Genomic DNA, 21,460 nt, shown 5'->3' on the forward strand with positions numbered 1-21,460 from the left:
GATCCGGAACGATCCCATGCACGACTCCGCAGGCATCCTGCTCACCCTCTTCATCATCTTCGTCGCCGCGCAGATCGGCGGCGAGATCGCCCAGCGTCTGCGGCTTCCCTCGGTGGTCGGGGAAATCGCCGCCGGGTGCGCCATCGGCCCGTCGGCGCTGGGCTGGGTTGCCCTGCCTGACATCGCCGTGGGTACCCCGCTCGACGTCCTCGCCGAGATCGGCGTGATCCTCCTGCTTTTCTCCGTGGGCCTGGAAACCCGTCTCGACGACCTGAAGAAGGTCGGCGCGAGCGCCTTCCTCGTCGGCGTGCTCGGCGTCGTCGTTCCCTTCGGCCTCGGCGCCATCTGGGCGCATGGGTCGGGCTTCGACTGGGTCCGTTCCCTGTTCGTGGCGGCGGCCTTCGTCGCCACCTCGGCGGGCATCACCGCGCGCGTCCTGCAGGAGCTCGGCGTGCTGCAGCGACAGGAGGCACGGATCATCCTCGGCGCGGCGGTCATCGACGACATCCTCGCGATGCTGCTGCTCGGCATCGTGTCGTCGCTGCAGGGCGGCGGCCAGGTCGACGTCGGCAGCCTCGCCATGACGTTGCTCGGCGCCGTGGGTTTCGTCGCCGTCATCGGCTGGGGCGGCACGCGCGTGATGCGCCGGGGCTCCGGCTGGCTGGACAAGCCGAGCAACCCGATGTCGCCGCTGGCGATCGTGCTCGCGCTGTGCCTCGGGCTGGCGTATCTCTCGATGCGATTCCACCTCGCCGCGATCATCGGCGCGTTCCTGGCCGGCATGATCGCCTCCGAAACCCGCCAGCGGCACCAGCTCGAAGAGCAGACGGCGCCCCTGCTCGCCTTCCTCACGCCGTTCTTCTTCGTGGTCACGGGCGCGAAGGTCGACCTCGCGGAGTTGGGTAGCGCGGCGGCGCTGGGAATGCTCGCGGTGGCGACTGCGATCGCGATCGTGTCGAAGCTGGCGGGCGGCTTCCTGGGCGCGATCCGCCTCGGACGTCGCGGCGCGACGATCGTCGGCTTCGGCATGGTGCCGCGCGGCGAGGTGGGCGTGGTGATCGCCAGCCTGGGCCTGGCCGCCGGCGTGTTCGACCAGCGGCTCTACGCGGTGATCGTGGCGATGTCCCTGCTCACGGCGATGGTCACTCCTCCCGTGCTGGCTCTTCTGCTGCGCGACCGCCACGAGACTGCCGATACGCCGTGAGCGCGTCCTCGCGGGAGCTCTTGAGGTCGACGATCGGCTTCGGGTAACCCGACCGCCGAAGGAATTCGGCATCCTCCCACGGCGCGTGCACTAGCCGCCCGGGCGCCTTCGCGAGCTCGGGCACCCAGCGGCGGATGTATGCACCATCCGGGTCGAATTTCTCCGACTGAGTCACCGGGTTGAAGATCCGGAAGTACGGCGCGGCATCCGCGCCCGAACCCGCCACCCACTGCCAGCCCATGGCGTTGTTGGCCAGGTCGGCGTCGACGAGCGTGTCCCAGAACCATTTCGCGCCGAGCAGCCAGTGCTGGCGCAGGTTCTTCGTCAGCAGGCTCGCCACGAGCATGCGCACCCGGTTGTGCATCCAGCCGGTCGCCCACAGCTCGCGCATCCCCGCGTCGACGATCGGGATGCCGGTGAGGCCCTGCTTCCAGCGCCGGAGCGCGTGGGCGTCCCGGGGGGCCCAGCGCATGCCGTCGAAGGCCGGATTGAAGTTCTCCCTGGGCGTCTTCGGAAAGTGGAACAGCAGGTGGTGCCCGAATTCCCTCCAGCCAAGCTGGCGCAGGTAGGGCTCGATGTCGGCGGAACGGCGGCGCGCCACGTGTTCGCGCAACGATGTCGCGATCTGCACCGGCGAGATCTCCCCGAAATGCAGGTGCGGCGACAGTCGCGAGGTGCCGTGCCGGGCCGGAAGGTCGCGGCCGTCCGCGTAGTGCCCGAGGGCGTCGTCCGCGAAGATCCCGACCATGTCGTGGGCACCCTGTTCGCCCGGAGTCCACTCGGCGAAGCCGCGCGCCCAGTCGAGGGTGGGCAGGAGCCGCAGTTCCTCGACGGTGGTGCTCGCGCTGGCCCCGTTCGCGCGGGAGCGCGCTTCCCACACCGCGCCTTTTCCGCCGGCGAATGCCAGGCCATCCGGTACCGGCAAAGGTTCCAGACCTTCGATGCGCGGGCGCAGGTTGCGCCAGAACGGCGTGAACACCCGGTAGGGCTCGCCCTGCTTCGTGGCGATGTCCCAGGGCTCGCACCAGAGGGCCGCGTTGCACGATGCGACGGCGATGCCGTCGGCCTCGAGCGCCTTGCGTAGTGCCTTGTCGCGGCGGATCGCGCGCGGTTCGTAGAGCCGGTTGAAATACACCGCCTCGGCGTCCGTCGCGGCGATCAGCGCGCGCAGGGCGTCGAGCGACGGGCCGCGCATCACGTGGAGCCGGCCGCCGAGCCGGTCGAGCGAGGCGTCGAGCGCCTTCAGCGAGTGGTGCAGCCACCAGCGACTGGCGGCGCCGGGCGCCCACTCGCCTTCTTCCTCGGGTGCGTGAACGTAGACGGCGAGAACGGTGTCGTGCGCCTTCACCGCCGCGGTCAGCGCGGGGTTATCGGCAAGACGGAGGTCGCGGCGGAACCATACGATGGCTGTACTCATCGGCGTAGTATCCATGAACTACGTGACGTGAGAATCGTGCTCGATCTTCGTTCAGTCGCCATGCTTAGACTGTAAGCGCAGACGACGCCTTCCCTGTCGTCCCAAAGGAGTTTCCATGAACATCAAGACCGTCCTCGGCCTCCCCCTCGCCGCCCTGCTCGCCACCGCCGCCGTGGCGCCCGCGTCGGCCGCGACGCTCACGCGTCCCGACGGCATCTACGTCCGCTGCGACCAGTGCGGCGTCGTCCAGAGCATCGAGCACAACGTCGTGGCAGGCCGCGAGCACGGCACCGCCGGCGCGGTGATCGGCGCCATCGCCGGCGGCGTCCTCGGCAACCAGGTCGGCAAGGGCAAGGGCCGCACGCTCGCCACGGTCGGTGGCGCCGTCGGCGGCGGCTTCGCGGGCAACGCCATCGGCAAGGGCGGCGGCAGCGAGAGCTACACCCTGCGCCTGAAGATGGGCACCGGCGGCTACACCAACGTACAGGTCAAGGACGCCTCGTCCATCCGCCAGGGCGACATCGTCGTCGTGGACGACCAGGGCAACGTGCAGCGCGTGCAGTAACGCTCGCGATTGTCGCGGAGAGAAAAGCCGGTCCACTGGGCCGGCTTTTTCTTTGTGGAAGGCGCGCTCGTGGCAAGCCTGCCCGCTGCCGCGGGATCGCCGATGCGATCGGCTCCCACCGGGCAGTGGAACCGCCGGTCAGCGACTGGCGCGGATGCGTGCGGCGACGGCGTCGTAGAACGGTTCGGGGAGGATGGCCCGGACGGGGACGCGCCACCAGTTGGGGCGCGCGAAGGCGCGGCATTTCACGGCGTCCTTGTCGGTCATCAGGACGGGACATCCGTCCGCGAACGTGAAGTCGTCGCGCGTGAAGGCGTGGTGGTCGGCGAACGGATGACCGTGGACCGCGATGCCCTGCGCGGCGAGGCTGGCGAAGAAGCGCGCCGGGTTGCCGATGCCGGCGACGGCGTGCGCCGGTCGGCCGGCGAAATCCGCCAGCGGCGCGGTAAGGGAATCGTCGGCCATGTTCACCGCCACGCCGCCCTCCAGCTGCATGACGATCTCGCCACCGCGCGGCACGCCGCCGTTGACGACGATGAAATCGACCGTGGCGAGCCGGCTCGCGGGTTCGCGCAACGGACCGGCAGGCAGCAGGTGCCCATTGCCCAGGCGGCGCTCGCCATCGATGACGCAGATCTCCACGTCCCGGCCGAGCCGATGATGCTGGAGCCCGTCGTCGGCGAGCACCAGATCGCAGCCGGCATCGACCAGCAGTCGCGCCGCTTCGGGACGTTCGCGGCCGATGGCCACCGGTACGCCACTCTGCCGGATGAGGCTGGGCTCGTCGCCGACCTTCGACGGATCGTCGTCGCCGGTCAGAAGATAGGGACCGCGTTCGGAGCCGCCGTAGCCACGGCTGACGATGCCGGGACGGAATCCCCGCTGTGCCATGGCCTTCGCGAGAGCGACGATCAGCGGTGTCTTGCCGGTCCCGCCGATCGTGATGTTGCCGACGACGACGACCGGCACCGGGAGCCTGACGACGCTCGCCGGGTCGGCACGAAAGCGCTCGGCACGGCGACGCACCGCGAGCCCGTAGAGCGCCTCGAGGGGACGCGTCCAGAGCGGCGGCGTGCCGTCGCCGTACCAACGCCGTTGCAGCGACGCGCCGAGGGCCACCGGCTCAGCCCGCCGTGGCCTGCTCGTGGAACTGCATGCGATGCAGCGCCGCGTACTGACCGCCCTGGTCGAGGAGTTCGCGATGCGTGCCAAGCTCCACGATACGGCCCTGCTCCATCACGGCGATCTGATCGGCGTGCTCGATCGTCGAGAGACGATGGGCGATGACCAGCGTGGTGCGATCGCGCATGAGGCGCGTCAGGGCATCCTGGATCAGGCGCTCGGATTCGGTATCGAGCGCGCTGGTGGCTTCGTCAAGCACGAGGATCGGCGCGTTCTTGAGGATGGCGCGCGCGATGGCGATGCGCTGGCGTTGTCCTCCGGAGAGCGAGTTGCCGCCCTGCCCGATCCGCGTGTTCAGGCCTTCCGGCAGGCGCTCGATGAATTCCATCGCGTTCGCGGCCTGCGCCGCCGCGACGATGTCGGCTTCCGACGCGCCGGCCATCTCGCCATAGGCGATGTTCGCGGCCACGGTGTCGTCGAAGAGCACGACATGCTGACCGACCCAGGCGATCTGGCGGCGCAGCGATGGCAGCCGGTACTGCGTGTAGTCGCGGCCGTCGATCAGGATGCGGCCTTCGGTCGGCTCGTAGAAACGCGGCAGCAGGCTGACGAGGCTCGACTTGCCGCTGCCCGATCGACCCACCAGCGCCGTGACGGTGCCGGGCGCGCAGACCAGGTCGACGCCGCGCAGCGCCACGTGCCGGTTGCGCTCGTAGACCAGCTTCACGCCTTCGAAGCGGATGTCGCCCTTCGTGCGCACCAGTTCCTCGGTGCCGTTGTCGACTTCCGCGGGCTCGTCGATGATCGCGAAGAGGTCCTCGGCGGCCGTGACGCCCTTCTGCAGGCTGGCCTGGATGCCAGCGAGGCGCTTCAGCGACGGAAGCATGGCGCCCATCGCGGTGAGCACCGCCGTGAAGACGCCGGGCGTGATGCTGTTCAGGACATCGGGCCGCGTGCCGAGGAACACGAGCGTCGCCAGCGCGACCGCGCCCGTGGTCTGGATCGTGGCGCTCGACATCGCGCTGGTGGACGACACCTTGAGGTTGAGCCGGCGCTGACGCTCGGCGACCTCGCCGAAGCGCGCCTCTTCGCGCGGCTGCCCGCCGTAGATGCGGACCTCGCGGTTCGCCGCCACGGCTTCCTCGACCGCGCTGGTCACCGTGCCCATGTTGCCCTGGATGCGCTTGCTGATCTTGCGGTAGCGACGGCTGATCACCGTGACGATCGCGACGACGCACGGCACGAGCACCAGCAGCGCCATCGCCAGGTAGGCGCTGTGGTAGAGCATGACGCAAAGCATGCCGACGACCGTGAGGCCTTCGGTGACCGCGACCTTCAGCGAGTCGGCGGACGCCGAAGCCACCTGCTCGCTCGTGTACGTGATGCGCGAGATCTGCTGACCGGAAGGCTCACGGGCGAAGAAGGTCGCCGGCAGGCGCAGGTACGCGGCGAAGACGTCGACGCGGATCGCCTGCACCACGTTGCGGCCGACGTACGCGATGCCGTAGTCCGTGGCATAAGAGGCCACGCCGCGCACGAGGAAGATGCACACGATCCAGATCGGCATCCAGAAGATCGTGTACGGATCCTTGTCGACGAAGAGGTTGTCGATAAGGGGCTTCAGCATGCCCGTGAACACCGAAAGGCAGATCGGGTCGACGATCATGCCCACGATGGCGATGTAACCCGCCGTGCGGAAGCGTCGCGTATAGCTGAGCAGACGCTTGTAGGTCTGCCAGGTGCGGACGTCCCAGACCGATACCTTCTGACCGCTCACCGGCTGGCCGCCGTATCGCCGGGCGTCGTGGCGATGGAGAGGTGGGTGAAGCCGAGCTGGCCGAGGGCGTCCATGGCGCGCACCACGTTCTGGTGCGCCGTGTTGGCGTCGGCGCGGATCACGACCAGCCGGCCGCGGTCGGGGCCCGCCACGCGTTCGATCGTGCTCTTGAGCGGATCGATGCCTTCGCCGAGCACCTCGTCGCTACCGACCGAGTAATGGCCGTCACGGTCGACGACCAGCGTGAGCGCCTTGTCGGTGCCCTCGCGGGCCTCGGCGTCGGCCTTCGGCAGGTTCACCTTGAGGCGCGAGTGTTCGATGAACGTCGTGCTGAGCACGAAGAACATCAGCAGGGTGAGCAGGACGTCGATCAGCGAGATCACGTTGATCTCGAAGTCGTCCTCGCGACGGGAGCCGATGCGCATGGATCAGCCGGCCTGCGGAGCGGCGGCTTCCGGCGCGGCGGTGCGACGGCGCGCGACCGGGCGCGGTGCCGAGAGATCGTCGAGGAGCGCGGTGGCCTCCTTCTCCATCTGCACGACGTAACCGCCGACCTTAGAGCGGAAGTAACGATGCAGCACGTACGCGGGAATCGACACGATGAGACCGAACGCGGTGCAGATGAGCGCCTCGCCGATGCCGCCGGCCATCTTCGTGGGATCGCCGATGCCGCCGGCCATGACGTTCATGAACATGCGGATCAGGCCGATGACCGTACCGAGCAGGCCCAGCAGCGGGCCGATCAGCGCGATGGTGCCGAGCGTGCTGAGGTAACGCTCCATGCGATGCACGACATGGCGGCCGGTGTCCTCGATGCGTTCCTTGATGAGCTCGCGCGGGCGGTCGCGGACCGCGAGCGCGCCGGCGAACAGTTCACCCAGCGGCGAGCCCTTCTCCAGCGCGGCGAGGTGGGCGGCGTCGAGCTTCGACGAGCGGGCCCACTCGCGGACCTCGGCGCCGAGCCCCGGCGGCAGCACGGCCGCGCGGCGCAGGGCCCAGAAACGTTCCAGCACGATCGCCAGCGCCGCCAGCGAACAGATGAGGATCGGCAGCAATGCCCAGCCGCCAGCCAGAAGGATCTCGAGCACGTGAACCCCGGAGCCAAGAAAAAGTCAGGCCGGCATGATAGCAGGCGCCGGTCGGGGGACTGAGCAGTCCTTGGCAGTCTTCACATGTCGGCCGCGGGTGCCGGCGCCCCGTCCGGGCGCCGGCGATCCTTGCCGTATCGCCGCCGTCAGGGCGTCAGCAGCTCCAGCTCGGCCACGCCCACCGGTCCGGCATTGTCGAACACCAGGCGATAGCGGGCGTACGCCGCCGGATGCGCCACGACGAACCCGCGGGTCTGGCGGTGCCACGGGAAGCGCTCGTCGTGCCGTTCGTCGAGCGTCGTCCAGCTCTTGCCGTCGGCCGAGCCCTGCAGCGTCCAGCCCGACGGTGCCGCCAGCGCGGCCGCCGATGTGATCGTGTACACCGAGATCGTGGCCGGGGCCTTCAGCGCGTAGCCGACTTCCGCCTTGCCCGCCGGAAGCGTGAACTCGGTCGACGAGTCGTTATCCGCCACGGCGGCGAGCTTCGCGTCGCGGCGACCGTTGAGGGTCACGCCGTCCGGCTTCGTCACGTCATGCAGCGGGGCGGGCTTGGCACCCTCGGCGGTCAGCGACGCCGGCAGCGCCTCGGCGCCGGTGCCCCACTTCGACGGCGTCGGGCCCATCTCGAAGTCGAGCGTCGCGCCCTTGGCCAGCAGCTCGTGCGGGAGCGTGAGCTTGTTCCAGGGCTGGCCGTTGACCTTCAGCGACTGCACGTAGCGGTTCGTGTCGCTTACACCGGGCGCGCGGATGTCGATGCGCGCGTCGCCTTCGATCGTGATGGTCATGCGCGGGAAGTGCGGCGCGCCGATGACGTACTCCGGGGTGCCCATGCGCAGCGGGTAGAAACCGGCGGACGCGAAGATCCACCACGCCGACATTTCACCGTTGTCCTCGTCGCCGGGATAGCCCTGGCCGATCTCGCTGCCGACGTACAGGCGGGACACCGCGTCGCGCAGCTTGTCCTGCGTCTTCCACGGCTGGCCGGCCTCGTCGTACATCCAGATGATGTGGTGCGACGGCTGGTTGGAATGGCCGTACTGGCCCATGCGCACGTCGCGGGCCTCCAGCATCTCGTGGATCACGTCGCCATAATCGCCGACCTGGAAGTTGCCAGGCGTGCTGAAGAACGTGTCGAGCTTGGCGCCGAGCGCCTCGCGGCCGCCGTAGAGACCTGCGAGGCCCGCGCCGTCCTGCGGCGCGTGGAAGGCCATGTTCCAGGCGTTGGTCTCGGTGTAGTCGCCGCCCCAGCGGATGGGGCTGAAGTCCTTCGCGTCCCAGCGCCACTTGCCCGCCGGGTCACGGGCGACGAAGAAGCCGACGGCCGGATCGAAGAGGTTCGCGTAGCCCAGCGCGCGTGCCCGGTACCACACCGCGTCGTCGCGGTACGACGCGTAGCGGTCGCCCGAGGGTGCCGCCTTCGCGAGCTCGGCGGCGAGGTTGCCGATGGCGAAATCGTTGATGTAGCCGTCCATCGACCACGATAGGCCTTCGCTGACCTTGTCGTCGGTGTAGCCGTTGAACAGCGAGCGCTCGATGCCCTTGCGACCCGCGCCCTTCACGTCGGTGCTGACGCTGGAGGCGTTGCGGATCGCCGACTGATAGAACGACGCCACGTCGAAGTTGCGCACGCCCTTGAGCCAGGCATCCGCGAAGGCGACATCGGAGCTGGTGCCCACCATGAGGTCGGCGTAGCCCGGCGACGACCAGCGCGCGATCCAGCCGGCGTCGCGGTACTGCTGCACGAAGCCGTCGATCATGCGGCCGGCTTCCTTCGGCGTGAACAGTACGTACGCCGGCCAGGCCGTGCGGTAGGTGTCCCAGAAGCCGTTGTTGACGTACGGCTGGCCCTCGACGATGCGCGCGCCGGTGTGCGTCGGCGTGTTCTCGCCCACCGGCGCGGAGAACGGGCTGGCGTAGCTGTAGACCGGATGGTCCTTGCTGCCCGTGTTCTCGTAGGCGCTGTTCGGGTAGAGGAACAGGCGGTAGAGGTTCGAATACAGGATGGTGCGCTCGTCGCGGCTGGCGCCTTCGACGCTGATCATGCCCAGCCGGTCGTCCCACGCCTTGCGGGCGCGCTCGCGCACGTTGTCGAAGGTGTCGGCGGACGCGATCTCCTGCGACAGGTTCGCCTTCGCCTGATCGATGCCGATCAGCGACGTGGCGATACGCATGGTGACGGTGCGGTCGCCGCTCTTCGACGTGTCGAAACCGAACCACGCCGAGGCGGCGTCGCGCTTCTCGCCGGTCAGGCGGCCGCTCTCGGCCACCGGCTTGTCGAACTCGGCGTAGAAGTACAGGCGCGTCGCGCCGGTGGAGAGTCGGCTCTTGACGTCCGACCAGCCCTGGATCGAGCGGTGGTCCGGGTCGAGCGTCACCGCCGCGCGATCGTCGAGGTTGTCGAACACCAGCTGCGAGCGCTTGTCGGTGAAGGTGAAACGGAACATCGCCGCGTGGTCGGTCGGCGCGATCTCGGTGACGATGCCGTTGTCGAAGCGCACGCGGTAGTAGTCCGGGTGGGCGAGCTCGGCGTCGTGGCCGAACGAGAGAGCGCGCGTCTCGCGCTTCAGCGGCGGCGCGCCGGATGCGACCTGCGCCGGCATGATCTGGAACGTCTGGCGCTCGCCCATCCACGGGCTCGGCTCGTGCGACAGGCCGAACGCCTCGATGCGCGGCCGGTTGTCGTCGCCGTTGCGCTCCTGGTACTGGTAGATCCAGTTGGAGCCGGCGTTCGTCGTCGGCGTCCAGAAATTGAAGCCGTGCGGCATGGCCACCGCGGGGAAGTTGTTGCCGCGCGAGAAATTGGCGTTGGCGTTGGAACCGCGGCGCGTATCGACGTAATCGGTCGGGTGCGTGCTGGTCATCGGCTTGACGACGCCGATGCGGACATCGTCGATGTAGCCCTCGAAGGCCTTGCCCGCCGGCGCGTCGGCCGCGAGTTCGATCGAGCGCACGCGGCGGCCCTTCGCGACGGCGCCGAGATCGACGCTCACGTAGTTCCACTGGTCCGGGTACAGCACGCGTCCCTCGCCCTGCCCCTTCGCCGTCGCGGGCACGCGGTGCTGGTCGCGCGCGGCGGTGGTCGACAGCCGCGAGCCGTCGTCGAAGACGACATCCACCGTAACGTAGTTCGCCGGGTTGGTGAGGTCGTCCTTGTTCGAGCGCGGGAAGACCAGCCACGACAGCGTGCTGCCGTCTTCGACGCGGATGTCGGTATCGAACAGGCGCGCCGTCGTGGCCGTGCCCGTGGAGGTGCCGGCGTAACGCAGCGAATGCGTGCCGGTGAAGCCGACGTTCGCCTTCGCGGTCAGCACGGCCTCGGCCGGCGGGCCGCCCACGACCTGGACATCCAGACCGCCGCCTGCCTTCGCCACGAGGGAAGGGTCGCCGCTTTCGAACGAGCTGTCGAAGCGCTGGGTGGCCGCGAGGGCTCCCGTCGGTACCACTGCCGCTGCCGTCGCCAGGGCGAGAACCGCCCGTCCCCAAGCCTGCTTCGATGCCGTCACGCGCTATCCCCTCGTTTGCGGAATCCGCATTTAAATCGTTCTAAATTTCGAATGTCAAACGGCGGTGCAACAAGAGTCGTTCTTCGCGCCGGCGCTGTGACGTGCGTGGCGAAATATCACTCGCGCCAGTATCGATCCGCCGGACGCCGCCATTCGCGGGCGACGCGGGGTGGCGCGTCGTGCGGGAAATCGATCCGGATCGCGCCGCTGCGCGCGGTGACGAAGACCTCGGCGCCCACGTCGGCGTGACGGTCGATCACCGACGAATGCGGGTGGCCGAAGCGGTTGCGCCAGCCGGCCGAGGCCATCGAGAACCGCGGTCGCACCGCGTCGAGCCACGCGGCATCCGACGAATGACGGCTGCCGTGGTGCGCGATGGTGGTCACGGTAGGCAGCGTCGACGCGAGGCCATGCGGATCCATGCGGCGCTCCGCGGCCTTGCCGATGTCGCCGGTGAGGAGCAGGCGACCGCCCGCGCCCTCGATGGCGAGCACGCAGGAGCGATCGTTGCCCTTCGTTTTCTCGCCCGGAGGCATCGGGACGGGAAGGAAATGGAAGCGGACGTCGTCCCACGTCCAGGATGGCGCGCGCGAGCAATGCCGGGCGTCGAGACGAAGCCGCGCCGGCTCGCCGGAAAGCCGGGACGCCTCGGGATAGCGTCGTACGATCGACCCGGCACCCCCTGCGTGGTCGCTGTCGCCGTGGCTGATCACCAATCGGTCGACCGGCCCGATGCCGAGCGCGGTGATCGCCGGAAGCACGACGCCCGCCCCCGCGTCGCCGCCGCCGGCGTAGGCGGGACCCGCGTCGTACACGAGTGTGTGCGACCGCGTGCGGACCACCACGGCGAGTCCCTGCCCCACGTCGAGCACCCACGCGCGAAACGCGCCCGGAGTCGGCTCGTCGCGCGCGGGGCATGCCAGCGGGAGGAAAAGCAGTGCCCCGTAGCCTCGCAAGGGCATGCCGCGCGGGAGGAAGACCCACACGGCACCCAGTGTGGCCAGGACCGTCGCCGCGAGCGTCCCCTCGGCGACGCCGATGCGCCCTCCGGGCCACGTCGCCATCAGTTCGAGCAAGCGCCACTGCCAGGACATGACCCACGCGGCGACATGGAAGAGCGGACCGGACAGCATGGGCATCGCAAGCGCCGCGCAGCCGAGCAGCGTCAGGGGAACGACGACGAAGCTCACCAGCGGCGCCGCCACGAGGTTCGCGGGGAAGCCGACGAGCGAGGCCGTGCCGAAGAGCCAGAGCGACAGAGGCAGGAGGGCGACGGTCATCGCCGCCTGCGCGCGCAGCATCTCGCCGAGCAGGCCTCGCAGACCCGCGGAACGCGGGGCGACGCAGGCCATGAGGAAACCGACGCCGCCGAAGGAAAGCCAGAAGCCCGCGGAGAGCACGGCGAGCGGATCGACGACGAGTACCGCGAGCACGGCGAAGGCGAGCAGCGACGCACCGCCCGCGCGACGGCGACCGAGCCCGGCGAGCACGACGACGGCGACCATCAGCAGCGTGCGCACGGTCGGCAGGCTCATGCCCGCGAGCAAGCCGTAGCTGGCGGAGATCGCGAGACCCGCGGTGGCCTGCGCGATGGGCCGCGGCAGACGGAGCGCGAGCCACGGCAGCCACGCGTACAGCAGGCGGGCGAGGATCACGCCGCCGCCCGCCGCCACGCCGACATGGAATCCCGAGATCGCGATGAGGTGCGACACGCCCGTCGCGCGAGCGACGTCCCAGTCCGACGCGTCGAGGCCGCGCGTGTCGCCGACGGCGAGCGCATTGAGGATCCGTGCGTCGTGCGCTCCGACGGACGCATCGATGCCCGCCGCGATGCGTTCGCGCCAGCCGTCGACGCAGACCGGCGCCGCCAGTCGCTCGTTCGCGCGTGACTCGCGCACGTAGCCGGTCGCGACGATGCCGCGCTGCAGGGCCGTGCGCTCCGCGTCGCCGCCACCGGGATTCACGCCGCCGCGCGGCCGTCGCACGCGCACGTCGAGGCGCCAGTGTTCGCATGCCCTGGGCGGTGCCTTCGCGCGGTACCACGTGAGGCGAAGGCGTCCGTGCGGCGCGGAGGGTGCGCTGCCTTGCGGTTCCATCACGAAGGAGATGTCGTTGCCGATGCGTCGGGGAAGATCGATCACGCGGCCTTCGACGACGATGTCCTCGCCGTCGCGCTCGGCGGGCCATCGCGCGTCCATCGCGCGGTCGCCATGGATGGCCGTCCAGGCGGCGAACGCGCATGTCACGGCGGCGAGGCGGAGGCCCGTTCGCTTCGACACGGAAGCAACGAGAACCGCGAGGATGCCTGCGACAGCCGACAGCTCCCACGGCGGTAGCTGCGCGAGGCCTTGCACGGCCGTGCAGCCAACGACGGCGGCGATCGCGAGCGTGACGAGCGAGAGGCGAATGCGGAGCAAAGGCCGGGGCCAGGCATGGGGCGCTCGAGCTTATGTCGCGCCTTCGTGGGGGTGGCCCGTTGGCGGCGTGTCGCGAGCACCCGTTCGCGCGCGAGCGCGCTCCCACCCGTGGGTAGGGGCCGTTTACGCGGCGTCGGCCGCGAACGTGCTCCGAGCCGTTGGGCAGGACAACGACGGCGGAATCAGTCGGTGGTGCTGCGGAAGCGGCTGCGGTCGCGTCCGCCGCCGAACTGACGTTGCGAAGGCGTTGGGCGTGCGCCGGACGGCGGTGCGGGGCGGCTCTGTCCGCCGCGGTTCCAGTTGCCCTGGGGACGGTCGCCACCACGGTTCCAGTTGCCACCCGGCCTGTCGCCATTGCCCTGCCAGTTGCGCGGCGGGCGATCGCCACCGCGGGACGCACCCGGAGGCGGACGATGGTCGCGGTCGTCGCGATTCCAGCCGCCGGGTGGGCGACGGTCGCCTTGCCAATTGCCCGGGCGGCCGTCGCCGTGCCCGCCGTGCCAGTCGCCACGCGGCGGTGGACCGCGCCATGCGTTCCGGTCGCGGTAGTAGCGATCACGGTAGAACCGGCGTCCGTCGTACCCGTCGACCCAGACGGTGCCGTACGACAGCGACGAATAGCAGCAGCCTGGGCCGTAGCCGTAACCGCCGTAATAGCCGCCCCCGTAGCCCGGGGAAACGACGGTGGTTTCCTCGCCGTAATAGGCATCCGCGCCCGTGCCGTTACGCACGTAGCCGTAATCCGGGTCGTAGTAACAGCCCGCCAACGGCAGGCAGCCGATGAGCAGCATCACCATCGCTTGGACACGACGCATGGGGGCAGACCTCCGTGGGGACGGTTCGGACACTGCGCTCAGCCCATTGAATGGGCGATAAAAGAAAAGGGCCGCCCGACGGCGGCCCATCCCTTTCATTCAGCTTTCGCGATCAGCCCTTGTTCTTCTGCTGATCGCCGCGCTCGTGCGCCATGTTCGGGTGGTTGGCCTCCGGCGAGGGGGCCTTTGGTGCGGGGTTCGGGCCGCCATCGTCCACGGCACCCGCCGTGTGCGATTCACCCGTCGGCCACGAGGGCGGCTGGCGATCGCGTTCACGCTTGGCGTCGAGCAGCGCCTGGATATGCGCGACCGCTTCTTCCTGACTGATGTGCTGGACGGGCTCGTCGTTCGCCGCCGGCGCGGGTGCCGGCTTCGGACGCGGTTTCGGCGCCGCCTTCGGCTTCGCGACCGCGGTCGGTGTCGTCGCCGGCGCCGCGGCCGGCGCGACGGACGTCGGTTCGACCGGCCGCTTCGCGGGAGCCTTGCGCGCGGTGGTGCCGCCCGATGCCGGTGTCTTCCGGACGGTGGCGGCCGGGCTCTTGCGCGTCGCGACGGTCTTCGCGGGCGCCTTCCGTGCCGATGTCTTCTTCGCCACAGGGGCTTTTTTCGCGGCGCTCTTCTTCGTGGCGGTCGAGCGCGACGGACTCTTGCGTGCCGCGGCCTTCTTCGTCGACGCCTTCGTGGCAGGCGACTTCTTCGCGACCGACTTCTTCGCCACCGGCTTCCGGATCGCCGACTTCTTCGCCACGGCCTTCTTCGCTACAGCCTTCTTCGCCACCGACTTCCTCGCGGCGACCTTGCGCGTGGCGGCCTTCCGCACGGTCTTCTTCGCGGCGGATTTCTTCACGGCGGCCTTGCGCGGCGACGTGCGAGCGGCGGTCTTCCTGGCGGCTGTCTTGCGTGCGGCGCCCTTCTTCGCTGCGGCGCGCTTCGCCACGGGACGAGCGGTGCTCTTGCGGGCGGCGGTCTTCTTCGTAGCCGTCTTGCGTGCCGCGGACTTCTTCGCGGCGGACTTACGGGTCGTAGCCATGCGTTCATTCCTCTGCGGTAGTAGCCGACGCGGACCACCCGTCGAGGGGAAAGCCGCGTGCATGCCGGACGTCATCGATAAGACAGCCATTCGTTCCGGACGGAACGCATGATGTAACAGGTGTCGCCCGAAGTCACATAAATCTGTCGGAAAAATTCAGCTTCGCGCTCACGACAGGCGCGGCTGCGTCAGCAGCGCGATGAAATTCGACAGCACCGCGGGATTGAGCGCGATGGTGAAGAGCACGCCGTAAAGCGCGCCCCACAGGTGCGCGCTGTGGTTGACGTTGTCCCCGCCACGCTTGTCCATGTAGACCGAATACACCACGAAAAGCACGGCGTAGAGGATCGCCGGCATGGGGATCACGATCAGGTAGATGCGTGCCCAGGGTGCCAGGAGTATGAACGCGAAGAGGATCGCCGACACCGCGCCCGACGCCCCCAGGCTGCGATAGCCCGCGTTGCGGCGGTTGGCCAGGTACGACGGCAGGATCGAGAAGACCAGCGCGCCGATGTAGAAGGTGAGGAATCCCAGCGGGCCCATGGCCGCGGTGAAGAACTGCTCCATGATCCGGCCCGCGAAGTACAGGGAGATCATGTTGAAGAACAGGTGGCCGCCGTCGGCATGCACGAGGCCGTACGAGACCAGCCGGTAGTACTCGCGGCTGCGGCTCAGGGCCGGCGGCCAGAGGATGAGGTCGTCCAGCAGGCGCTGGTTGCGGAAGGCGACGATCGAGACCACACAGGTCACGAGGATGATGAGCAGTGTGATCATGCGTTGAAACCGGTGTCCTGACGCGTCGAACCAACGCGCATCTTGGCGGGAACGCGCGCCGATGTCGAATGCCCGGGCGCGGAGCCGTGCGCATCCCGGCCCGCTATCATGGCCCCTCCCCGTCCCTGGTTCCCCTCGATGCCTTCCATCCGCTACAAGCAGCTCGACGTCTTCGCCGCCCGTCACGGCGGCGGCAATCCGCTCGGTGTCGTGATCGACGCCGAGGGCTGGTCGGACGCGCGCATGCAGCGTTTCGCCCACTGGACCAACCTGGTCGAGACCACGTTCCTCCTGCCCGCGCGCGCCGAAGGTGCCGATTACCGCGCGCGCATCTTCACCCCCACGAAGGAAATTCCCTTCGCGGGCCACCCGACGATCGGCAGCGCCCATGCGGCGCTCGACGCTGGCCTGATCCGTGCCGATGCCGCCGGTATCGTCTGGCAGGAATGCGGCGCCGGTGTGCTGCCCATCCGTGTCGAAGGCGAAGGCCCGGGGCGCGAGCTGTTCGTGCAGTCGCCGAAGGCGCGCGTCGTGGGCGACGCCTCCCATGGCGGCGAAACGCTTTCGGCGGTGCTCTACGGCGTGAAGCGCGGCGTGCTGCCCCCCGCCTGCGTCGAGGGTGGCCGCCGCTGGTGGATCGCCGAGTTCGCCGACGAAGCCGAGCTGCGCGGCTGGCGGCCCGATCACGCGGCGATCCGCGCGCTGGCGATGGCCACCGACACGCTGGGACTGTGCGTCTTCGCCCGCTCCGCGGACGGCATCGCCGTGCGCGCGTTTCCGGCCGGCGTCGGCATCGTCGAAGACCCCGCGTCGGGCGCGGCGAACGGCCTGATCGCCGCCTATATCGCCCAGTGCGACGCGAACGGCCCGCTGGCGCGCGGCTACCTCGTCAGCCAGGGTCGCGAGGTGGGACACGATGCGCGGATCATCATCCGCATCGACGGCGACGCCGTCTGGGTCGGCGGCCGCACGAACACCATCATCGACGGCCACGTGGACTGGCAGGACCTCTGAGCATGCGTATCTGGGTCGACGCGGACGCCTGTCCGAACGTCATCAAGGACATCCTGTTCCGTGCCGCCGAGCGGGAGCAGGTGGAAACGACGCTCGTGGCGAACCAATGGATCCGGACGCCGCCGTCGCGCTTCGTGAAGTCGATCCAGGTGCCCGGGGGCTTCGACGTGGCCGACGACGAGATCGTGCGCCGCGTCGAGCCGGGCGACCTCGTGGTGACGCAGGACATTCCGCTCGCTTCGTTCGCCATCGAGAAAGGCGCGCTGGCGCTGCACCCGCGCGGCGAGATGTTCACGAAGGACACGATCGCGGCGCGCCTGTCGATGCGGAACTTCATGGAGGAACTGCGCGGCGCGGGCGTCGACACCGGCGGCCCCGCCGCCATGCACCCGCGCGACCGGCAGGCTTTCGCGAACGAACTCGACAAGTGGCTGGCGCGGAGGCGCGCGGCCGGGCGTTAGTGGAGGCCCGGTCGGCTTTGCCTTGTGGGAGCGGACCTGGCCGCGACGGCTCTTCGCCGTGGGCAGCAGGGCCTGTAGCGTTGGCGCTAAAAGCCGTCGCGGCCAGGTCCGCTCCCACAGCGTTCTTGGGCGCGTGGCGGTCAGGCACCTTCGAGCGGCGTTCTTGGGCGCGTGGCGGTCAGGCGCCTTCCAGCTCGTCCAGCCGCAACGTCAGGCACTTCGCCGAGCCGCCGGCTTTCATGAATTCATCCAGCGCGACTTCGATCACCATGAATCCCGCGCCCTCCAGCCGGCTGCGCAAGTCGGCGCTGGCGCGATTCAGGATGACCACGCGTCCCAGGTTCACGGCGTTGCAGGCGAAGAGCACGGCGTCGTGCTCGTCGACGACGAGGCGCTGGCCCGGCGGTACGTGCCGCTCGATCGTCGCCAGCGATTCCGCGTCGAACGCGGCGGGAAAGTAGAGCGCGTAGCCATCGGACAAGGGACAGAAGCACGTGTCCAGGTGGTAGAAACGGGGATCGACGAGCTTCAGCGAGAGCACCTCGACCTCGAGCAAGCTCGCCAGCGCAGGCGCCGCTCGGGCATCGGACCGGTGCCCATGGCCCATCCACAGACGCCGCGACACGCCGCGGTCGAACAGCGCGTCGCCGGCACCTTCGAAGAAAACGCCTTCCGGCAGATCGACGACATCGAAGCCATGGTGCGCGAACCACGCGCGGTCATGCGCTTCCTCGCCCTGCCGCTGCTCGTAGCGAAAACGGCTCGGCACGAAGGTGTTGCCGTAGACCAAGCCGGCATTCGCGCAGAACGTCATGTCCGGCAGGCGCTTCGCGGGCGGCTGCACGACGACGTCGGCATGACGGGAAACGGTGTCTTTCAGGGCGTCCCACTGGCGACCGGAACGTTCGCTCGTGGTGTCATGCAGGTGGCCATCCATCCAGGGATTGATGACGTAGTCGACCTCGAAGAACGTGGGCGCGCACATCAGGATCCGGGGGACGGTGCGCTCGGTCGCCGGGGACATCGTTTCTGCCATGGACGGTGGACGCCTTCAGGGGAACGAGGCGCCATCATGGCAGAAACGTGTCGCGATCCGTCAGTGCAGGCGGTCGCAGATGGCGCTGACCGTGTCCTGCGAGAAGTGCAGCTTGAGGAGCGCCTCCTTCAGGGCATCCCGCGTGTTGGCCTCGCTCTCGACCTCTTCGCCCACGCTGCTCGGCGACACGTGCACGAAGGTCTTGCCGTCCTGGTACGCGCCGCCGTCCTCGTAGTAATTCTGCTTGGTCAGTACCTTGTACGTGCCGTCGTTGGACTCGAGCACCGTCAGCGTGCGCTTCTCGTGCTCGCCTTCGTACACCGTCTTCCAGGTTGCCGTCATGTCTTCCACCTTCGTAAGCGCACCCAACGTGCTGGCCCGATTGTGGCGGACCTGGCGGGCTAACGATTGTGAAGGCGTGCGTAATCCGGCTTAACGCTTCGCGTCGTCGAGGCGCGCCCGCGCGGCCGCCACCCGGGCCATGCCGGCCCAGTCGAGGTCGCCGTCGCCCGCGCCGAGCGCCTCCAGCAAGGTGTCGTGCATCACGCTCGCGAAGGGCATGGGGACGCGCTCCGCCTCGGCCGCCGCGCGCGCCAGGCCGATGTCCTTGAACCCCAGTGACATCTTGAACCCCGCCGGCGAGTACTTCTCCTCGGCGATCAGGCCACCGTAAATGGTGTAGATCGGGGACGCGAACAGCGAACCGCCCATCACCTCGAGGAAGTCCTTAGCGGAGACGCCGTGGGCGCGCGTCAGCGCCGAGGCCTCGGCCATGCTTTCGATCGCCGCGCCGATCAGGAAGTTGCCACCGATCTTGACGATGTTCGCGCGAACCGGATCGTCGCCCATCGGCCAGACCTTCTGGCCCAGCAGCGCGAGCAGCGGCGAGACCGTCGCCAGCGCCTCCGGGCTGCCGGCCGCCACGATGTTGAGGCCGCCCGCGGCGGCCACGGCGGGACGGCCGAAGACCGGCGCCGCGACGTAACCGAGACCGCGGTCCGCGTGCGCCGCGACCAGTTCGCGCGCGAGCGCGACGGAAATGGTCGCGTGGTTCACGTGCACCGCACCCTTGGGCAGCGCATCGAGCACGCCGCTATCCAGCAACACCTCGCGCACCGCAGCGTCGTTGGCGAGCATGCTGTGCAGCACCTCGACGTTCGCGACCGCTTTCACGGCGGTGTCCGCCACCGCGGCGCCCTGCTCCGCCAGCGGCGCCGCCGCGTCGGGCGAGCGGTTCCAGACGGTGACGTCGTGGCCGGCCTTGACGAGGTTGCCCGCCATGCCGGCGCCCATGCTGCCCAATCCGATGAATCCGATACGCATCGCTTCGCTCCAGGAGTGTCCGGGTCAGACGGCCAGACCGGCGGCGTTGCCGGAGGCCCAGGCCCATTGGAAGTTGTAGCCACCGAGGTGGCCGGTGACGTCGAGGACCTCGCCCACGAAGTACAGCCCCGGCTGTCGACGGGACATCATCGTCGACGACGACACCTCGTCGGTGTCCACGCCGCCCAGCGTCACTTCGGCGGTGCGGTAGCCCTCCGTGCCGCTGGCCACGATCGGCCAGTCGGCAAGTTGCGCGCCAATGTCGTTCAGTTCGGCGTCGCGGTATTGGCGCATCGGACGGTTGGGTATCCAGACCTCGCAGAGGCGCTCGGCGAGGCGCCGCGGCAGGAGGCCCGAGAGGATGGTCTTCAGTTCCGCCGCGGGACGCTCCGCGCGGGCGGAACGCAGTGTCTCGCCCGCGTCTGCACCGGGGAGCAGGTCGACGCGCAGGTCCGTGCCCGGCTCCCAGTACGACGAGACCTGCAGGATCGCCGGGCCGCTCACGCCGCGGTGGGTGATCAGCATCGCGTCGCGGAACGCCGCGCCGTTCGCCCTCGCCTCCACGGGCAGCGCCACGCCCGAGAGACCCTCGAAGCGTTCCTGGTGCTTCCCGCTGAGCGTCAGGGGCACGAGGCCCGCGCGCAGCGGCAGCACGGCGTGGCCGAACTGCCGCGCCAGGTCGTAGCCGAAGCCGGAGGCGCCCAGGCTGGGGATCGAGAGACCGCCGGTGGCGACGACCAGCGACGCCGCGCGGACGTGGCCCAGCGGCGTTTCGCCCGAGAAGCCGCCGGCCGACGCCCGCAGGCGGGTGACCGGACAGTTCGTCTCCACGCGGACGCCCGCGGCGGCGCATTCGTCGAGGAGCATGCGGACGATCTGCTTGGAGGATTCGTCGCAGAACAGCTGACCGGGCGACTTCTCGTGCCAGGCGATGCGATGACGGTCGACCATCGCGATGAAGTCCCACGGCGTGTAACGCGCCAGGGCGGACTTGCAGAAATGCGGATTCGCGGAGAGGAAATTCGCGGGTGTCGTGGCGGTGTTGGTGAAATTGCAGCGGCCACCGCCGGACATCAGGATCTTCTTGCCGGCGCGGTTGGCATGGTCGACGACGAGCACGCGGCGCCCGCGGCCGCCGGCCACGATGGCCGTCATCAGGCCCGCCGCACCTGCCCCGACGACGAGGACGTCGTATTCCATGCCGCTTATCCGCCGTGCAAACGCACATGATACCGCCCTCGCGTAAACTCGTCCGTCGATCCCATCGACAAGGACCCTCCCATGCCCTCCTTCGACATCGTCTCGGAAGTCGACCAGCACGAACTCACCAATGCCGTCGACCAGGCGAATCGCGAGATTTCCAACCGCTTCGACCTGCGCGGCACCGGCGCGAAGTTCGAGCTGGAGGAGAACGTGATCACGCAGAAGGCGGAGAACGAGTTCCAGCTGACCCAGATGCTGCCGATCCTGCGCGCGCGCCTGGCGGCCCGGAAGATCGACCTGCGCGCGCTCGACGAGGGCAAGGTGGAGACGAACCTGGCTGAGGCGCGACAGAAGATCACCGTCAAGCAAGGCATCGAGCAGCCGGTCGCGAAGAAGATCATCGCGAAGATCAAGGAGGCCAAGCTGAAGGTCGAGGCCCAGATCAACGGCGAGAAGGTGCGCGTCACGGGCAAGAAGCGCGACGACCTGCAGGATGCGATGGCGCTGCTGCGCAAGTCGGACATCGAGCTGCCGCTGCAGTTCGAGAATTTCCGCGACTGAGAGCCACATGCCGATGAGGCGTGCTCGCCTCTCCTGCGGACCGGGGCGGTAGACCCCGGCGTACGCCGGGGTGACGGTTGCCGTCATACCGGCGCACGCCGGTATCCACGTCCCCGGTGCATGGTTTTCGCGAAACCCGGGACGTAACGC

Annotated in this window: 19 protein-coding genes; 5 read left to right on the top strand and 14 right to left on the bottom strand. The window is 69.1% G+C overall.

Features of this window, described 5'->3' with window-relative positions; genetic code table 11:
* Positions 1–16: 16 nt before the first annotated feature.
* A complete protein-coding gene (locus tag BMY69_RS04595) occupies positions 17–1,204 on the top strand; it encodes a cation:proton antiporter (RefSeq protein WP_090175670.1) in 1,188 nt (395 codons plus the stop codon).
* Here the strand turns inward: BMY69_RS04595 and BMY69_RS04600 are convergent.
* Complete coding sequence (locus BMY69_RS04600; RefSeq protein WP_090175672.1) at positions 1,143–2,621, bottom strand: cryptochrome/photolyase family protein; 1,479 nt, start codon at positions 2,619–2,621, stop codon at positions 1,143–1,145. The two genes, BMY69_RS04595 and BMY69_RS04600, sit on opposite strands and share 62 nt — an antisense overlap.
* 115 nt (positions 2,622–2,736) lie before the next feature.
* On the opposite strand from BMY69_RS04600, the gene BMY69_RS04605 reads away from it, so the two are divergent.
* Complete coding sequence (locus BMY69_RS04605; protein ID WP_090175673.1) at positions 2,737–3,186, top strand: glycine zipper 2TM domain-containing protein; 450 nt, start codon at positions 2,737–2,739, stop codon at positions 3,184–3,186.
* Positions 3,187–3,324: 138 nt separating this feature from the next.
* Here the strand turns inward: BMY69_RS04605 and lpxK are convergent, their stop codons facing one another.
* The 9 genes from lpxK to BMY69_RS04650 form a co-directional block, all read right to left on the bottom strand.
* On the bottom strand, positions 3,325–4,305 hold the full coding sequence (gene lpxK, locus BMY69_RS04610; protein WP_090175674.1) for a tetraacyldisaccharide 4'-kinase: 981 nt from the start codon (positions 4,303–4,305) through the stop codon (positions 3,325–3,327).
* Positions 4,306–4,309: 4 nt separating this feature from the next.
* Positions 4,310–6,085: a lipid A export permease/ATP-binding protein MsbA gene (gene msbA, locus BMY69_RS04615; protein ID WP_090175676.1), complete on the bottom strand. Its 1,776-nt coding sequence runs from the start codon at positions 6,083–6,085 to the stop codon at positions 4,310–4,312.
* Entirely contained in the window at positions 6,082–6,510 is a 429-nt protein-coding gene (locus BMY69_RS04620; protein ID WP_090053011.1) for an ExbD/TolR family protein, read from the bottom strand. The genes msbA and BMY69_RS04620 overlap by 4 nt, the downstream gene beginning before the upstream one ends.
* A gap of 3 nt (positions 6,511–6,513) precedes the next feature.
* Positions 6,514–7,173, bottom strand: a complete 660-nt coding sequence (locus tag BMY69_RS04625) for a MotA/TolQ/ExbB proton channel family protein (RefSeq protein WP_254779039.1) — start codon at positions 7,171–7,173, stop codon at positions 6,514–6,516.
* Positions 7,174–7,319: 146 nt separating this feature from the next.
* Positions 7,320–10,676 (bottom strand): GH92 family glycosyl hydrolase, encoded by a 3,357-nt coding sequence (locus BMY69_RS04630; RefSeq protein WP_255364461.1) that lies wholly within the window; start codon positions 10,674–10,676, stop codon positions 7,320–7,322.
* A 116-nt stretch (positions 10,677–10,792) separates the two neighbouring features.
* Positions 10,793–13,093, bottom strand: a complete 2,301-nt coding sequence (locus BMY69_RS04635) for a DNA internalization-related competence protein ComEC/Rec2 (RefSeq protein ID WP_255364462.1) — start codon at positions 13,091–13,093, stop codon at positions 10,793–10,795.
* A 182-nt stretch (positions 13,094–13,275) separates the two neighbouring features.
* A complete protein-coding gene (locus tag BMY69_RS04640) occupies positions 13,276–13,908 on the bottom strand; it encodes a hypothetical protein (RefSeq protein WP_143070385.1) in 633 nt (210 codons plus the stop codon).
* Between the two features lie 112 nt (positions 13,909–14,020).
* Entirely contained in the window at positions 14,021–14,938 is a 918-nt protein-coding gene (locus BMY69_RS19965; RefSeq protein ID WP_090175679.1) for a histone H1-like repetitive region-containing protein, read from the bottom strand.
* 168 nt (positions 14,939–15,106) lie between these two features.
* Positions 15,107–15,712, bottom strand: a complete 606-nt coding sequence (locus BMY69_RS04650; protein WP_090053005.1) for a rhomboid family intramembrane serine protease — start codon at positions 15,710–15,712, stop codon at positions 15,107–15,109.
* Positions 15,713–15,850: 138 nt separating this feature from the next.
* Here BMY69_RS04650 and BMY69_RS04655 point away from each other — a divergent pair, with 138 nt between their 5' ends.
* Positions 15,851–16,726, top strand: a complete 876-nt coding sequence (locus tag BMY69_RS04655) for a PhzF family phenazine biosynthesis protein (RefSeq protein ID WP_090175681.1) — start codon at positions 15,851–15,853, stop codon at positions 16,724–16,726.
* Positions 16,727–16,728: 2 nt separating this feature from the next.
* Positions 16,729–17,187 (top strand): YaiI/YqxD family protein, encoded by a 459-nt coding sequence (locus tag BMY69_RS04660; RefSeq protein ID WP_090175683.1) that lies wholly within the window; start codon positions 16,729–16,731, stop codon positions 17,185–17,187.
* 178 nt (positions 17,188–17,365) lie between these two features.
* Here the strand turns inward: BMY69_RS04660 and BMY69_RS04665 are convergent, their stop codons facing one another.
* From BMY69_RS04665 to BMY69_RS04680, 4 genes are all read right to left on the bottom strand, one after another.
* Entirely contained in the window at positions 17,366–18,223 is an 858-nt protein-coding gene (locus tag BMY69_RS04665; RefSeq protein WP_090175685.1) for a dimethylarginine dimethylaminohydrolase family protein, read from the bottom strand.
* A gap of 60 nt (positions 18,224–18,283) precedes the next feature.
* Positions 18,284–18,565: a hypothetical protein gene (locus BMY69_RS04670; RefSeq protein WP_090052999.1), complete on the bottom strand. Its 282-nt coding sequence runs from the start codon at positions 18,563–18,565 to the stop codon at positions 18,284–18,286.
* Between the two features lie 90 nt (positions 18,566–18,655).
* A complete protein-coding gene (locus BMY69_RS04675) occupies positions 18,656–19,546 on the bottom strand; it encodes an NAD(P)-dependent oxidoreductase (RefSeq protein ID WP_090175687.1) in 891 nt (296 codons plus the stop codon).
* 24 nt (positions 19,547–19,570) lie between these two features.
* On the bottom strand, positions 19,571–20,746 hold the full coding sequence (locus BMY69_RS04680; RefSeq protein ID WP_090175689.1) for a BaiN/RdsA family NAD(P)/FAD-dependent oxidoreductase: 1,176 nt from the start codon (positions 20,744–20,746) through the stop codon (positions 19,571–19,573).
* A gap of 81 nt (positions 20,747–20,827) precedes the next feature.
* Between BMY69_RS04680 and BMY69_RS04685 the strand changes: the two genes are divergently transcribed.
* Positions 20,828–21,310 (top strand): YajQ family cyclic di-GMP-binding protein, encoded by a 483-nt coding sequence (locus BMY69_RS04685; RefSeq protein WP_090052994.1) that lies wholly within the window; start codon positions 20,828–20,830, stop codon positions 21,308–21,310.
* Positions 21,311–21,460 lie beyond the last annotated feature (150 nt).

Origin of the sequence: Luteibacter sp. UNC138MFCol5.1 (assembly GCF_900110505.1) — a bacterium.
Lineage (GTDB): Bacteria > Pseudomonadota > Gammaproteobacteria > Xanthomonadales > Rhodanobacteraceae > Luteibacter.